At 71.7% G+C, this 13491-nt stretch carries 11 protein-coding genes; 7 read left to right on the top strand and 4 right to left on the bottom strand.

Features of this window, described 5'->3' with window-relative positions:
- Window positions 1-22: 22 nt before the first annotated feature.
- The 4 genes from AC3IPY_RS05960 to AC3IPY_RS05945 form a co-directional block, all read right to left on the bottom strand.
- Entirely contained in the window at window positions 23-1756 is a 1734-nt protein-coding gene (locus tag AC3IPY_RS05960) for a cation:proton antiporter (protein ID WP_489187342.1), read from the bottom strand.
- Window positions 1757-1823: 67 nt separating this feature from the next.
- Window positions 1824-2732 carry a carbohydrate ABC transporter permease gene (locus AC3IPY_RS05955; protein WP_489187340.1) on the bottom strand — a complete coding sequence of 303 codons (909 nt, stop codon included), beginning with the start codon at window positions 2730-2732 and terminating at the stop codon, window positions 1824-1826.
- 2 nt (window positions 2733-2734) lie between these two features.
- Window positions 2735-3718, bottom strand: a complete 984-nt coding sequence (locus tag AC3IPY_RS05950; RefSeq protein ID WP_489187338.1) for a carbohydrate ABC transporter permease — start codon at window positions 3716-3718, stop codon at window positions 2735-2737.
- A 58-nt stretch (window positions 3719-3776) separates the two neighbouring features.
- Complete coding sequence (locus tag AC3IPY_RS05945) at window positions 3777-5024, bottom strand: extracellular solute-binding protein (RefSeq protein ID WP_489187337.1); 1248 nt, start codon at window positions 5022-5024, stop codon at window positions 3777-3779.
- A 399-nt stretch (window positions 5025-5423) separates the two neighbouring features.
- On the opposite strand from AC3IPY_RS05945, the gene AC3IPY_RS05940 reads away from it, so the two are divergent.
- The 7 genes from AC3IPY_RS05940 to AC3IPY_RS05910 all read left to right on the top strand — a co-directional run bounded on the left by AC3IPY_RS05940 (window position 5424) and on the right by AC3IPY_RS05910 (window position 13485).
- Complete coding sequence (locus AC3IPY_RS05940) at window positions 5424-6293, top strand: SIS domain-containing protein (RefSeq protein WP_489188253.1); 870 nt, start codon at window positions 5424-5426, stop codon at window positions 6291-6293.
- A gap of 8 nt (window positions 6294-6301) precedes the next feature.
- Complete coding sequence (locus AC3IPY_RS05935) at window positions 6302-7267, top strand: ROK family protein (RefSeq protein WP_489187335.1); 966 nt, start codon at window positions 6302-6304, stop codon at window positions 7265-7267.
- Window positions 7264-8313 carry a 1-phosphofructokinase family hexose kinase gene (locus AC3IPY_RS05930; protein ID WP_489187334.1) on the top strand — a complete coding sequence of 350 codons (1050 nt, stop codon included), beginning with the start codon at window positions 7264-7266 and terminating at the stop codon, window positions 8311-8313. Before AC3IPY_RS05935 ends, AC3IPY_RS05930 begins: the two co-directional genes overlap by 4 nt.
- The gene (locus AC3IPY_RS05925) at window positions 8310-9164 is read left to right on the top strand and encodes a class II fructose-bisphosphate aldolase (RefSeq protein ID WP_489187333.1); all 855 of its coding nucleotides are present in this window, start codon (window positions 8310-8312) and stop codon (window positions 9162-9164) included. Before AC3IPY_RS05930 ends, AC3IPY_RS05925 begins: the two co-directional genes overlap by 4 nt.
- Window positions 9161-9949 (top strand): DeoR/GlpR family DNA-binding transcription regulator, encoded by a 789-nt coding sequence (locus tag AC3IPY_RS05920; RefSeq protein ID WP_489187332.1) that lies wholly within the window; start codon window positions 9161-9163, stop codon window positions 9947-9949. Before AC3IPY_RS05925 ends, AC3IPY_RS05920 begins: the two co-directional genes overlap by 4 nt.
- Window positions 9946-11106, top strand: a complete 1161-nt coding sequence (locus AC3IPY_RS05915) for an N-acetylglucosamine-6-phosphate deacetylase (protein ID WP_489187331.1) — start codon at window positions 9946-9948, stop codon at window positions 11104-11106. The genes AC3IPY_RS05920 and AC3IPY_RS05915 overlap by 4 nt, the downstream gene beginning before the upstream one ends.
- Window positions 11107-11550: 444 nt before the next feature.
- Window positions 11551-13485, top strand: a complete 1935-nt coding sequence (locus AC3IPY_RS05910; RefSeq protein WP_489187330.1) for a sigma-70 family RNA polymerase sigma factor — start codon at window positions 11551-11553, stop codon at window positions 13483-13485.
- Window positions 13486-13491: the final 6 nt, after the last annotated feature.

Below are 13491 nucleotides of genomic sequence, written 5' to 3'. Positions count from 1 at the left end.
GCGCCTGACGGTGCGGCGCCGCTCAGTGCCCCTCGCGGGGCGGGCGCAGTCGGGTCTCCTCGAGATCGAGCATCGTCTGCGCCTGCGCGAGGATCCGCGACGGGAAGGCGCCGTGGCGGCGGGCCTCGGCGAGCGCCGCGCGTTCGGCGTCGACGATCGCGAGCCGCAGCTGGCGGTACTCGTGATGCGGGGCGGTGTCGAGCGCGTCGACGCCGTCCTGATCGTCATGCGCCGCCTCCCAGGCCGATTCGGCGCGCAGGAACGAGGTCTGCCTGGCACGCTCGATCACGTCGGGGGACGGGTCGACGCCCGCGGTCGTCACGGGGTGGTCGAGCGCGGCGAGCCCGGCGTATCCGATCTGGTCGAGCAGGGTCGCCAGGGCGCGGCGGTCTTCGAGCTCGTCGCCTCCGCTGATGCCGAGCCACCGGATGAGCAGCGGCAGCGTGCCGCCCTGCACGACGACGGTGAGCACGGCGACGGTGAACGCGATGAGCACGAGCTGCTCGCGGTACGGCGTGGTCGGCGGCAGCGACTGCGCTGCCGCCAGCGTGACGACACCGCGCATGCCCGACCAGCCGAGCACGACGCCGCCGCGCCAGTCGATGTGCGCGTTGCGCAGTTCGTCGAGGTCGGCGCGCTTGCGCTCGTAGAACCGGCGGGCTCGCTTGCGGCGACGGGCTTCGGCGGCGTTCGCGGGTGGATGGTCGCGCGCGGCGAGCAGCGCGAGGTGCATGCGGTACGTCGAGACCTCGGCGCGTTGCGCGTCGCGCCCCATGAAGAAGAGCATCGGGAACACCCAGGCGAACCGTATGACGACCAGCACGACCGAGATGAGCGCACCGACGCCGATGGCATCCCAGACGCCGAACTCGGTCGACCGCACGTGCTCGACGAGCGAGCGGATCTCGAGCCCGATGAGCAGGAACACCGCGTTCTCGAGCATGAACTGGATCGTTCGCCAGTTGATGCGATCGCTGATGCGCGCCTGGGCAGAGAACGCGGTGGGGCTCGCGTGGCCCGTGTAGAGCCCGGCGACCACGACCGCGAGCACACCCGACGCATCCAGTTGCTCGGTCGGCATGAAGGCGACGAACGGCACGACGATCGACACGGCGGTGTCGAGCACGGGATCGCCGAAGCGGCTGCGCACCCGAACCGTGAGCCAGCCGACGGCGAGCCCGATCACGACCGCCACGACGACCGCGTAGAGGAAGTCGAGCGAGATCTCCCACGGGCTCAGCATGCCGCCCGCGATCGCCGCGACCGCCGATCGAAGCAGCACGAGCGCGGTCGCGTCGTTCACGAGCCCCTCGCCCTCGAGCACGGTGAGGATGCGCGGCGGCAGCCCGAGCCGGCGACCGACCGAGGTCGCCGCGACGGCGTCGGGCGGGCTCACGATCGCGCCGAGCGCGAGCGCCACGGCGAACCCGACCGGGATGATCGCCGTCAGCAGCCAGCCCACGATGAAGGCCGTCACGATGACGAGCGCGACCGACAGGCTCGCGATCGTCGAGAAGTTGCGACGGAAGTCCATCGTCGGCACCGAGATCGCGGCCGCGTAGAGGATCGGGGGCAGCAGCCCGTCGAGGATGAGTTCGTGCGGCACCTCGAACGACGGCAGGCCGGGGATGTACGAGATGCCGATGCCCACGAGCACCAGGATGATCGGCGCCGCGATACCGAGGCGCTTCGAGAACGCCGTGACCGCGACGATCACCGCGACGCCGAGTACCGCGATCACTCCGAAATCGAGCATGCCTTCGACGGTATCCGCTGACCGTGCCGCGCACCGAATCGTGCGCGGCATCCGATGATCGGTTCGCCTACTTGACGCTGCCCGCGGTGAGGCCGCCGACGAGGCGCTTCTCGATGAGCATGAACAGGATGACGACGGGCACGATCGCGACGATCGAGACGCCGAACACGTACTGCCAGCTCGTCTCGTACTGTCCGACGAACTTCGTGAGCGCGACCGACAGGGGCTGGTTGCCGGCCGTGGAGAGGATCACGAGCGAGGCCGCGAACTCGTTCCAGCAGGCGACGAAGGTGAACACGATGGCCGTGACGATGCCCGGCCAGACGAGCGGGAGGCTGATCTTGAACAGCACCGTCAGCCGGCTCGCGCCGTCGATCTGGGCGGCCTCGTCGACCTCCTTCGGGATGCCGGCGAAGAAGGAGTGCATGATCCAGACCGCGAACGAGAGGTTGAACGCGGCGTTGATGAGGATCATCGCCGCCCACGTGTCGATGAGGTCGAGCGCGACGAACTGGCGGAACAGGCCGGAGGTCAGCACGGCGGGCTGGAGCATCTGCGTGACGATCACGAGGAAGAGGAAGACCATGCGCCCCGGGAACTTGAACCTGGCCGTGTAGTACGCCGCCGGCATCGCGACGAGCAGCACGAGCAGCGTCGCGAAGACCGAGATCACGATCGTCGAGACGAGGTTCTGCGGCAGCGGCGTCTCGGGGGTGGACCACATGTTGATGTAGTTCTCCCAGTGCCACTCCGTGGGGAAGTAGGTGGGGTCGACCGAGCGGATCTGCGACTTCGTCTTCACCGAGCCGAAGAACATGATCGTGTAGGGCAGCACGAAGACGACGAGCACGATGAGCCCGCCGAGCATGCGCAGCAGGACCTTGCCGAGCGGCACCTGGTCCTCGGTGTACCGGCGCTTGCGGGCGGAGGTCGCGGGCGGGTCGATCGTCTCGAACGCGGGGGCGGTGACGGCCACGATCAGACCTCCTTCATGGGCTTGACCACGCGCACGTAGATGGCGACGATCACGATGACGATGACGAACGCGACGACCGAGAGGGCGCTGGCGACATCGACCTTGTGCTGGTTCTGGATGTACTTGAAGATCATCGTCATGATCGTGTCGGCGTCGTAGCCCGGTATGGACCCGGTCATCACCTTCAGGATCGGCAACGAGTTGAACACGTTGATGATGTTGATGAGCACCGCGACCGCGAGCGCGCTGCGCAGTTGCGGGAGCACGACCGCCCAGTACGTGCGCACGGGTCCGGCGCCGTCCATCTTGGCCGCCTCGAGCACCTCGCCGGGCACGGTCTGCAGGCCGGCGAGGATCGTGTACGTCGTGAACGGGAGCGACACGAAGATCGCGACGACGATCGACCAGGCGAAGGCGGTCGTGGGGTTGCGGGTCCAGCCGTAGCCCTCGGGCGTGTCGACGAGGCCGACGTCGACGAGGAACTTGTTGATGATGCCGAAGTACGGCTCGAGGCCGTAGTAGACGACCATCGTCGTCATCACGACGGATGCCGCCCACGGGATGATCACCGCGAGGCGCACGATGCGCCGGCCGGGGAAGGCCTTGTTCAGGATCTGGGCGAGGCCGAGCGAGATGAGCACGGTCACGGCGACGACCACGACGACCCACACGATCGTGCGGCCGAAGATGGGCCAGAAGTAGGGGAAGGAGAAGACCTCGATGTAGTTGTCGAAGCCGACCGAGCCCTTGTCGAGGCCCGAGATCGAGATGTCGCGGGTCGAGTTGTAGAACATGACCACGGCGGGGTAGAGCACCACGCCGAAGATCAGGATCAGGGCGGGCCCGATCCACGGGAGCGAGCGGAGCAGGTCGCGACCGCCGCGCTTGGGGCGCACGCTCTCGGGTTCGGCGGGCGACCCGCCGGGGCGGGGGCGGCCCTCGGCCGCCCCCGCTCGGGTCGATGACGCATCTGACGTGGTGCTCATGAGTCGGTGGTCACCGATCCCTCCGGGTCGTGCTGTCGTTGCCTGGGTCGCGCGGGGATCAGCCGGCGTCGGCCTGGGCCTGGATCTCGGTCAGGACGTCTTGGGCCGGCTTCGTCTGGAGCTGGCCGAAGAGCGCCTTGAACGCGGCATCCGTGGCGGACCACTGCGGGTTGGTGCTCGGGTAGAACTGCGCGTCGGGCAGCACGTCGAGGAAGGGCTTGAGCGCCTCTTCACCCGAGAGCGCCTCGGCGCCCGACTTCGTGACGGGGAGGAAGCCCTCGGCCTGCACCCACGGCACGTACACGTCGGCCGAGTAGTAGTAGTCGAAGAACTTCGTGATGGCTTCCTTCTTGTCGCCGTCGTTCTGGAACGCCATGAGCTGATCCATGACGCCGAGCGTGAACGGCGAGCCGTCCTTCGTCGGGATCGGGACGATCGAGTAGTCGAGGTCGGGGTTGCCGTCGGCGATCTGGCCGACGGTCGGCGGGAGGCCGACCTGCATGCCGATCTTGCCCTGCACGAAGATGTCCATCAGCGGCGAGCGGTTCGTCGAACCGGGGTCGGCCTGGGTCGCACCCGCGTCGATCATCTTCTTGACCTGCTCCGCGCCGGGCAGGTTCGACGGGTCGTCGACGGTGATCGCGTCGGCGTCGCCGAACGTGCCGCCGCCGCCCCAGAGCCACACGGCCGCCTCGGCCTGCGCCTCTTCGGAACCGAGCGGCATGCCGTAGCCGGCGATGCCGCCGCCGAGCGCGGAGACCTTGGTCGCGGCGTCGAGCAGCTCATCCCAGTTGGTGGGCGGTGCGGTCACACCGGCCTGCTCGAGCAGCGCGTTGTTCACGAACAGCGCACGGGCCGACGCGATCAGCGGCAGCGCGTAGGCGGTGCCATCGACCTCGGCGTTGGCGAGGAACGAGTCCTGGAAGTCCGAGAACGTGTCGGGCGACACGACGTCTTCGACCGGGTACAGCAGGTCGTCTGCGGTGAATCCGGCGAAGGCGCCGCCGTTGTAGATGTCGGGAGCCTCGCCGCCCTGGATCTTCGTGGCGATGACGGACTCGAGGTTGTCCCACGACTGGACCTCGAGGTTGACGTCGATGTCGGGGTTCGCGTCCTCGAAGCCGTCGATGACGTCTTCCCAGAGGCCCTGGGTCGCGTCGGAGTAGCTGGGCACGAGCAGGTCGAGCGTCGTCGCGCCGGAGGCGCTGTCATCGTCGCCGCCGCCGCCGAAGCCGCAGGAGGCGAGTGTCATCGAAGCGACGGCGGCGATCGCGACCGCCGAGCCGAAGCGCAGTGACTTCTTCATGGATGGATTCCTCACTCTGGTGGGTGGTGCACCGCGCAGGAACAGCTCACGCGACGGCGCGTGCGTTCAGGGCGGAGCATTCGCACGATACACAAATGCTGTTTCCTGAACGTTTCTCGGAATAAACGAGCAGTATCGTTCACTCGGTGCGGAAAACCTACGACGGTCATCCGTCGCCCGTCAAGACTTCGTGATTGATCGTTACCGAATTTGTTCAGAACCTTCACAAACCGGCGGCTCGTCGGACGATGCCGCCAATGAACGCATTCGAGTGATTGTTAGACAGCAGATACGGTCATCTGCAATCATTGATCGATCACGCTCGTCGAGGACGAGCCCGCCACCCCGTCAGGAGCCGAACACGTGAGATCCACGCCCTCCACCCCAGCTGCAGCGCACATGGCGGCAGAGCTCGAATCCCAGCCGCAGACCTGGGCTCGGGCCGCCGCCCTCCTCGACGAGCAGGCCGTGCTTCCGGCCCGCGGCGAGCGCATCGCCGTCATCGGCTGCGGCACCTCGTGGTTCATGGCGCAGTCCTACGCCTGGCTCCGCGAATCGGGCGGCCACGGCGAGACCGACGCGTTCACGGCGTCGGAGGCGTTCGTGGATCGCGGCTACGACGCCGTCGTCGCGCTCACCCGCTCGGGCACCACGACCGAGGTGCTGCAGGTCGTCGAACGCCTCAAGGGTCGCGTGCGCACCGTCGGCGTCATCGGCGACGCGGACTCGCCGCTCGTCGGCCTCGTCGACGACGCGATCACCCTGCCGTTCGCCGACGAGCGGTCGGTCGTGCAGACCCGGTTCGCGACGACGGCGCTCGCGCTGTTCCGCGCCTCGCTCGGCGAGTCGCTCGACCAGGCCGTGGCGGATGCCGCGACCGCCGTCGCCGAGACGCTCGACCCCGCGCTGGTCGACGCCGAGCAGTACTCGTTCCTCGGACAGGGCTGGTCGATCGGACTCGCGCACGAGGCCGCGCTGAAGATGCGCGAGGCGTCGCAGTCCTGGACCGAGTCGTACCCGTCGATGGAGTACCGCCACGGCCCGATCGCGATCGCCGCCCCCGGTCGGGTCACCTGGCAGTTCGGCGAGGCCCCCGCCGGCCTCGCGGGCGACGTGCTCGCGACCGGCGCCAGGTTCGAGGCCGGAACGCTCGACCCGATGGCCGAGCTCGTCCGCGCGCAGCGCGTCGCCCTCGCCCGTGCGGTGGCCAGGGGCCTCGACCCCGACTCGCCCCGCAACCTCACCCGTTCCGTCATCCTCGACGACTGACGACCGGGATGAACGCCGCAGAGGTCTCCGCGCTCGGACCGGGCGCCGTCGTGCTCGCCTTCGACATCGGGGGAACCGACACGAAGTCGGCGCTCGTCGACGCCGACGGCCGCCTGCTCGGCCTGCGTCGCACGCGGACGCCGATCGATGCCGCCGATCCGGCCGGCAGCGTCGTCGCCTCCCTCCCGGGGCTCGCGTCGACCCTGCTGTCCGAGCATCCCGGCGTCGTGCCCGCCGCGGTCGGCCTCAGCGTTCCCGGACTCGTCGACGAGCAGGCCGGAACGGGCGTGTTCGCCTCGAACTTCGGCTGGCGCGACGCCCCGATCCGCGCCCTCGCCGAGCAGGCGCTCGGCCTGCCGGTGGCGTTCGGCCACGACGTCCGCGCCGCGGGCGACGCCGAGCACCGGCTCGGCGCGGCGAGCGGCTTCGGCGACGTGATCGTGCTCGCGATCGGCACCGGCATCGCGGGGGCGATCATCCTCGGCGGGCACCCGTACTCGGCGGGCGGGTACGCGGGCGAGATCGGCCACGCGCTGGCCGACCCCGACGGGGAGCCCTGCACCTGCGGCGCGGTCGGATGCCTCGAGACGATCGCCTCGGCCGGCGCGATCGCGAGGCGCTACGCCGCGGCATCCGGCATCGACGTGCCCGGCGCCCGCGAGGTGCTCGACGCGGCGCGCACCGGCGACCCGATCGCGGCGTCCGTCTGGGACGACGCAATCGACGCCCTCGCCGACGCCCTCGCACGCCTGTCGGCGATCGTCGCCCCCGAGGCCATCGTCATCGGCGGCGGCCTGTCCCAGGCGGGCGACGCCCTGTTCGACCCGCTGCGCGAGCGCCTCGAGGCGCGGCTGAGCTTCCACCGCAGGCCGCAGCTCGTGCAGGCGAGGCTGGGCGACGACGCCGGGCTGCTCGGCACCGCCCTCGCCGCCCGCGACCTCGCCGAGGCCCTCGCCGACGAGGCGACGCCGTGATCCTCACGGTCACGCCGAATCCCGCGCTCGACCTCACCTGGCGGGTCGCGGGGCTCCGGCCCGGCGAGACCCATCGCGTCGGCACCGGTGTCGCGCGGGCGGGCGGCAAGGGACTGAACGTCGCCCGTGTGCTGCACGCGCAGGGACTCGACGTGCTCGCGCTGGCCACGGTGGGCGGGGCGTCCGGTGCCGAGTTCGCCGACGACCTCGTCGAGAGCGGCGTGCCGCACCAGCTCGTCCCGGTCGGGGGCGCCACGAGGCGCAGCGTCGCGATCGTCGACACGGATGCCGCGGAGGCCTCGATCCTGAACGAGCACGGCTCCCCGCTCGACGCCGACGAGGCCGCGGCATTCGCCTCGCAGGCCAGGAGCCTCGCGCTCGACGGGTCGTCGGTCGCACGCGTCGCCGCGATCTGCGGCAGCCTTCCGCCGGGCTTCACCGGCGAGCACGTGCGCGACCTCGTACACGATCTCACCGCGGGCGGCGTGCGCGTGATCGTCGACACGAGCGGGCCGTCGATGCTCGACGCGGCAAGAGCCGGCGCCTACGCCATGAAGCCCAACGCCGAGGAGCTCGCCGCGGCGACCGGCCTCGCCGATCCCGTCGACGGCGCGCGAGCGCTGCTCGAGCTCGGCGCCCGACTCGTCGTCGTGTCGCTCGGCCCGGAGGGGCTCATGCTCGTCAGCCGGGCCGAGGGCGGCGTGCCCGTGCGCGCGCGGCTGCCGCGCGTGCTGCGCGGCAACGCGACCGGGGCCGGCGACGCGGCGGTCGCGGCCATCGCGGCGTCGCTGCGCCTGCCCGTCGAGTTCGACGCCGACACGACCGAGGCATCCGAAGCGCGCCGCGATCTCGCCCGGCTCGCGACCGCGTGGTCGGCCTCGGCGGTGCTCGCCCCCCTCGCGGGCTCGCTCGCGCCGAACCACCGCGACCTCGAGGCCGAGGTCGTCGTCACCGGTCGCGCCACCGCGCCCGCGCCCGCGCCGGAAGACGGACGCACGGGCGCCCGTGACCCCGAAGCACCCCGAGACCCCGAGGACCCCGTATGACGCTCACCCCCACCGCCCGACTCCTCGACGAGGCCGTCGCCGCCCGGCGCGGCGTCGGGGCGTTCAACGTGCTGCACCTCGAGACCGCCGAGGGGCTCGTCGCGGCGGCCGAACGCACCCGGCGGCCGGTCATCCTGCAGATCTCCGAGAACTGCGTGGGCTACCACGGCGCCCTCGATCCGATCGCCCACGCGACCCTCGCGATCGCCGAGGCCTCGACCGCACGCGTGGCCGTGCACCTCGACCACGCCGAGAGCGCAGACCTCGCCCTGCGCGCGATCGACCTCGGCTTCGGCTCCGTCATGTACGACGGCGCGAAGCTCGACTTCGCCGACAACGTGGCCACCACCCGGCGAGTGGTCGCGCACGCGGCATCCGCGGGGGTGCTCGTCGAGGCCGAGCTCGGCGAGATCGGCGGAAAGGACGGCGCGCACGCGCCGGGGGTGCGCACCGACCCCGACGAGGCCGCGAGGTTCGTCGCCGAGACCGGCGTCGGCGCGCTGGCCGTCGCCGTCGGCTCCTCGCACGCCATGGTCGAGCGGGTCGCCGCGATCGACCTCGACCTCATCGCCCGCCTGCGCGCGGCCGTGCCCGTGCCGCTCGTGCTGCACGGCTCCTCGGGCGTCGGCGACGAGCTCATCGTCGATGGCATCCGCGCCGGCCTCGTGAAGATCAACGTGTCCACCCACCTGAACGTGCAGTTCACGGGCGCCATCAGGAGCTACCTCGATGCGCACCCGTCGACCGTAGACTCGCGGAAGATCATGGCCGCCGGCCGCGACGCCCTCGCCGCCGAGGCCGCGAGACTGCTCGACCTCTTCGCCTCCGCAGGAAAGGATCGCCCCGCATGAACCGTGCCGAGCGCCTCAGCGCCGTGCTCGACCTGCTCGCCGAAGACAGCCAGGTCGAGGTCGAGCAGATCGTCGAGCGCCTCGGCGTCTCGGCCGCCACCGCCAGGCGCGACCTCGACGCGCTCGCCCAGCAGCAGCTGCTCACCCGCACGAGGGGCGGCGCGGTCGCGCACTCCGTCGCATACGACCTGCCGATCCGGTACAAGAACCAGCAGAACCCGAGCGCGAAGTCGGCCATCGCCAGGGCTGCGAGCGCGCTCGTGCCGCGCGGCGCCGTCATCGGCCTCTGCGGCGGCACCACGGCGACGGCCATCGCCGACGCGCTGATGTCGCGCGCCGACATCATGGAGCCCGCCGCCGATCCCGGCCTCACGGTCGTCACGAACGCGCTCAACATCGCCATGCAGCTCGCGGTGCGCCCGCAGATCAAGACCGTCGTGACCGGCGGCGTCGTGCACGCGCGCTCGTACGAGCTCGTCGGCTCGTACGCCGACACGGTGCTCGGCAGCATCACGCTCGACCTCGCGTTCATCGGCGTGAACGGCATCGACTCCGTCGTCGGCCCGACCTCGCACGACGAGCGCGAGGCCGCGGTGAACTCGCTCATGGCCTCGCGTGCGGCGCATGCCGTGCTCGTGGCCGACTCGTCGAAGATCGACAAGCGCGCCTTCGCGGCAGTCGGCCCGCGCCGCCTCTTCACGACCGTCATCACCGACGAGGGGGCGACCTCCGAGCAGCGACAGCGTCTCGCCGAATACGGCTTCGACGTTATCGTTGCCTCGTGAGTCCACGATCCGCCGCCGTCATCCATTCCGCACGCCTGATCCGCTCGAGCGGGGTCGTCGACGACGCCTGGGTGCGCTTCGACGGCGACCGCGTCGCGGCCGTCGGCCGGGGCGACGGCTGGCGCGACGGGCTCCCGGCCGATGCGACGACGACGGATGCCTCGGGGCGCATGCTCGCGCCCGGGTTCATCGACCTGCACTGCCACGGTGCCGGCGGCGCGGCCGCCGACGAGGGCGAAGAGGCCATCGACCGCATCCTCGCGGTGCACAACGCCCACGGCACGACGCGCACGGTGCTCTCCCTCGTGACCGCCGCCGTCGACGACCTCGTCGAGCAGCTGCAGGTCATCGCCTCGGTCGCCGCCCGCGACCCGCGCGTGCTCGGCTCGCACCTCGAGGGCCCCTTCCTCGACACCGAGTTCCGGGGCGCCCATGATCCGTCCCTTCTGCGGGACGCGGATGCCTCGGCCGTCGACCGCATGCTCGAGGCCGCAGACGGCACGCTCCGCCAGATCACGATCGCGCCCGAACACCACGGCGCCGCCGAGGCCATCGCGCGCTTCACGGCCGCCGGCGTGCGCGTCGCCGTCGGCCACACCGGCGCGGACTTCGACACGGCGCTCGCCGCGTTCGACGCCGGCGCGTCGCTGCTCACCCATGCGTTCAACGGCATGCGCGGCATCCACCACCGCGCACCCGGTCCGGTCGTCGCGGCCATGCACGCGCAGCACGTCACGCTCGAGGTCATCAACGACGGCGTGCACGTGCACCCCGACGTCGTGCGGCTCGCGTTCGCGGGCGCACCCGGCCGCATCGCCCTCATCACCGACGCGATGGCCGCGACCGGCACCGCCGACGGACGCTACCTGCTCGGCACGCTCGAGGTCGACGTGGTCGACGGCGTCGCCAGGCTCGTCGAGGGCGGCTCGATCGCCGGCTCCACCCTGACCCAGGACGTCGCGCTGCGGCAGGCCGTGCTCGAGGCCGGGCTGCCCGTCGAGGTCGCCGTGGCGGCGCTCACCGAGGTGCCCGCTGCCGCCATCGGGCGCGGGCACGAGCTCGGGCGGCTCGACGTCGGGTACGCGGCCGATGCCGTGCTCCTCGCCGACGACCTCGGCGTCGACGCGGTCTGGGGCGCGGGCACCCGACTGGCCTGAGTTCCGCGGAGACTGTTGCGCCCGCAGCCACCATGCGATGAGCGGATGCCCCATGGCGTCCGCCGCGCATGGACGGCGTCGACCCGTGGCATCCGCTCGTTCGTGGCATCCGCTCGGCTCCTCCTGGAGGCCGGGCCCGGATGAGCGGGTCCGGAGGCGTGTTCCCCTTCGCCTCCGGACCCGCTCGGGCGACCGGCCGCCACCCCCATGGCCGACCGATCGAACGGGCGACCGGCACGAGGTTGGGGTCCGCATGCCGGCCGGCCGCAAGGGCTTCACTCGGTCGCCCTCATCTATGAGACGTGCGGGGCACGGATTCATGACGCGGAAACCTGAGAAATCTGGTGGAATGGGGAAGAGCCACCCCCCAACCGCGTCATGATCCCGCCCAGGTCCCGTCTCTCGGTTGGAACCACCCGACTACCCGAACCCACAGGAGGCGGTATGCCTCGCGTCCGCGAAGCGCCCTCCGCCGACGCCGCGCTCATCGAGCGCGTGCGCCGCGGCGACCGCGCTGCGTACGGCGAGCTCTGGCAGCGCCACTCCGGCGCCGCACGCACCGTCGCGCGCTCGTACAGCTCGCTCGACCCCGACGACCTCGTGTCGGAGTCGTTCACCCGCATCTACGACGCGATCCTCGCCGGCGGCGGTCCGACGGGCGCGTTCCGGCCCTACCTGTTCACGACCGTGCGCAACACCGCGTCGAGCTGGGGCCGCGCGCGGCACGAGACCACGCTCGACACGCTGGAGTCGTTCGAGGACCCGAACACGAACGAGGCCGCGACGCTCGATGCCCTCGACCGGTCGACGACCGCGCAGGCGTTCCGTTCCCTGCCGACGCGCTGGCAGGAGGTGCTCTGGTACTCCGAGGTCGAGCGCATGACGCCGGCCCAGATCGCCCCACTCGTCGGCATGAGCGCGAACAGCACCGCCGCACTCGCCTATCGGGCTCGCGAGGGCCTGCGCCAGGCGTGGATCCGGGCGCACCTGCGCGATGCGAAGAACGAACCCGAGTGCGACTGGAGCATCGAGCGCCTCGGCACCTACACGCGCGGCAAGCTCGGCAACCGCGAGACCACGCGACTCGAGAACCACCTCGACGGCTGCGCGCGCTGCACGATCGTCGCCGCAGAGGCCCGCGAGGTCGGCTCGCGGCTCGCCCTCGTGCTGCTGCCGCTCGTCGCGGGCGTCGGCGGCGCCACCGCGTACTCGGCCTGGCTGTCGCAGGGCGCGCCCGTCACGAACATGGCGCTCGGGGCCGGGGCCGCCGGACTCGGCGCGAGCGGTGGGTCGACGACAGCCGGTGCGTCCGGCACCGCGGGCGGTGCCGCGGGCGGCGCGGGCGGCGCGGGCGGTTCGGTCGCGGCCGGCGTCGGCGGCGCCTCGGCCGCGGGTCTCGGCGGCGTCGCCATCGGAACCGGCGTGGGAGTGCTCACCCTCGCGGCCGCGGTGGTCGCCGTCGCCGTCGTGCTCCCGTCGTTCGGCCCGGCCGAAGCGGATCCCGTGCCGGCCGCGGCCTCGGAGTCCGCCGCAGAACCGGCCGCCGGGTCCGATCCGGCTCCGCCCGCGGCGCCGCCCGCGTCGCAGGCCGCTCCCGCGCCGATCCCCCCGCCGTCGATCGCCCCCACGGTGCCGTCCGATCCCCCGAGTGCCGACGCGGCGCCACCTCTCGCGCCGCCGATCGCCCGGCCCGCGGTCCCGACGCAGGCGCCCGCGCCCCAACCGTCGCAGCCGAGTCCCGAACCGACCACGGCACCCGAACCGACGCCGAGCCCGAGCCCCACGCCGACGCCGAGGCCCACGTCGACGCCGACGCCGACGCCGACACCCACGCCGACGCCGACGCCGACGCCCGATCCTGAGCCCGACGACACCGTGGCGCTGCCCCCCATCGTCGCCGAACCCGACACCGCGGGCGGGCTGGTCGACCCGATCCTCACGGGAACCGCCGAGCCGGGGGCGAGCATCGAGGCATCCGCCGACGGACGCACCGCATCGACGATCGCCGACGCCGAGGGCTCGTGGAGTCTGTCGATCCTCGGGCTGCCTGCCGGCACGACCGAGATCTCCGTCACGCAGACCGATGTCGCGGGCAACCGATCCGAACCCTCCTCCGTCGCGGTCTCGCTCCTGAGCCCGCAGCTCGTGCTCGCGCATGACGGCGACCGATGGCGCGGCGAGTACGTCGGCGCCCCGGGCGCGACGGTCGAGTTGCGCATCTCGTGGTTCTGGTCCGACGAGGTGCACCTCGACGACGAGGGTCGTGCCGAGGCATCCTCCGGCACCCTGCTCGCGATCCTGTCGGATTTCCTCGACGTCTCCGTGCGGTACGTCTCCGGCGATCGCACCGGGCCCGCGGCCGGCATCACGCGCGGCTGACACGGC

The sequence above is a fragment of the Agromyces sp. GL_144 genome, from assembly GCF_057834305.1.
The sequence above is the reverse complement of the archived record's forward strand: the minus strand, read 5'-3'. Positions and strand labels throughout refer to the sequence as shown.

Coding starts and splice junctions, on each gene's coding strand:
- AC3IPY_RS05950 (WP_489187338.1), bottom strand. CDS start 3,718: ATGAGCACCACGTCAGATGCGTCATCGACCCGAGCGGGGGCGGCCGAG.
- AC3IPY_RS05960 (WP_489187342.1), bottom strand. CDS start 1,756: ATGCTCGATTTCGGAGTGATCGCGGTACTCGGCGTCGCGGTGATCGTC.
- AC3IPY_RS05940 (WP_489188253.1), top strand. CDS start 5,424: ATGGCGGCAGAGCTCGAATCCCAGCCGCAGACCTGGGCTCGGGCCGCC.
- AC3IPY_RS05920 (WP_489187332.1), top strand. CDS start 9,161: ATGAACCGTGCCGAGCGCCTCAGCGCCGTGCTCGACCTGCTCGCCGAA.
- AC3IPY_RS05935 (WP_489187335.1), top strand. CDS start 6,302: ATGAACGCCGCAGAGGTCTCCGCGCTCGGACCGGGCGCCGTCGTGCTC.
- AC3IPY_RS05945 (WP_489187337.1), bottom strand. CDS start 5,024: ATGAAGAAGTCACTGCGCTTCGGCTCGGCGGTCGCGATCGCCGCCGTC.
- AC3IPY_RS05910 (WP_489187330.1), top strand. CDS start 11,551: ATGCCTCGCGTCCGCGAAGCGCCCTCCGCCGACGCCGCGCTCATCGAG.
- AC3IPY_RS05925 (WP_489187333.1), top strand. CDS start 8,310: ATGACGCTCACCCCCACCGCCCGACTCCTCGACGAGGCCGTCGCCGCC.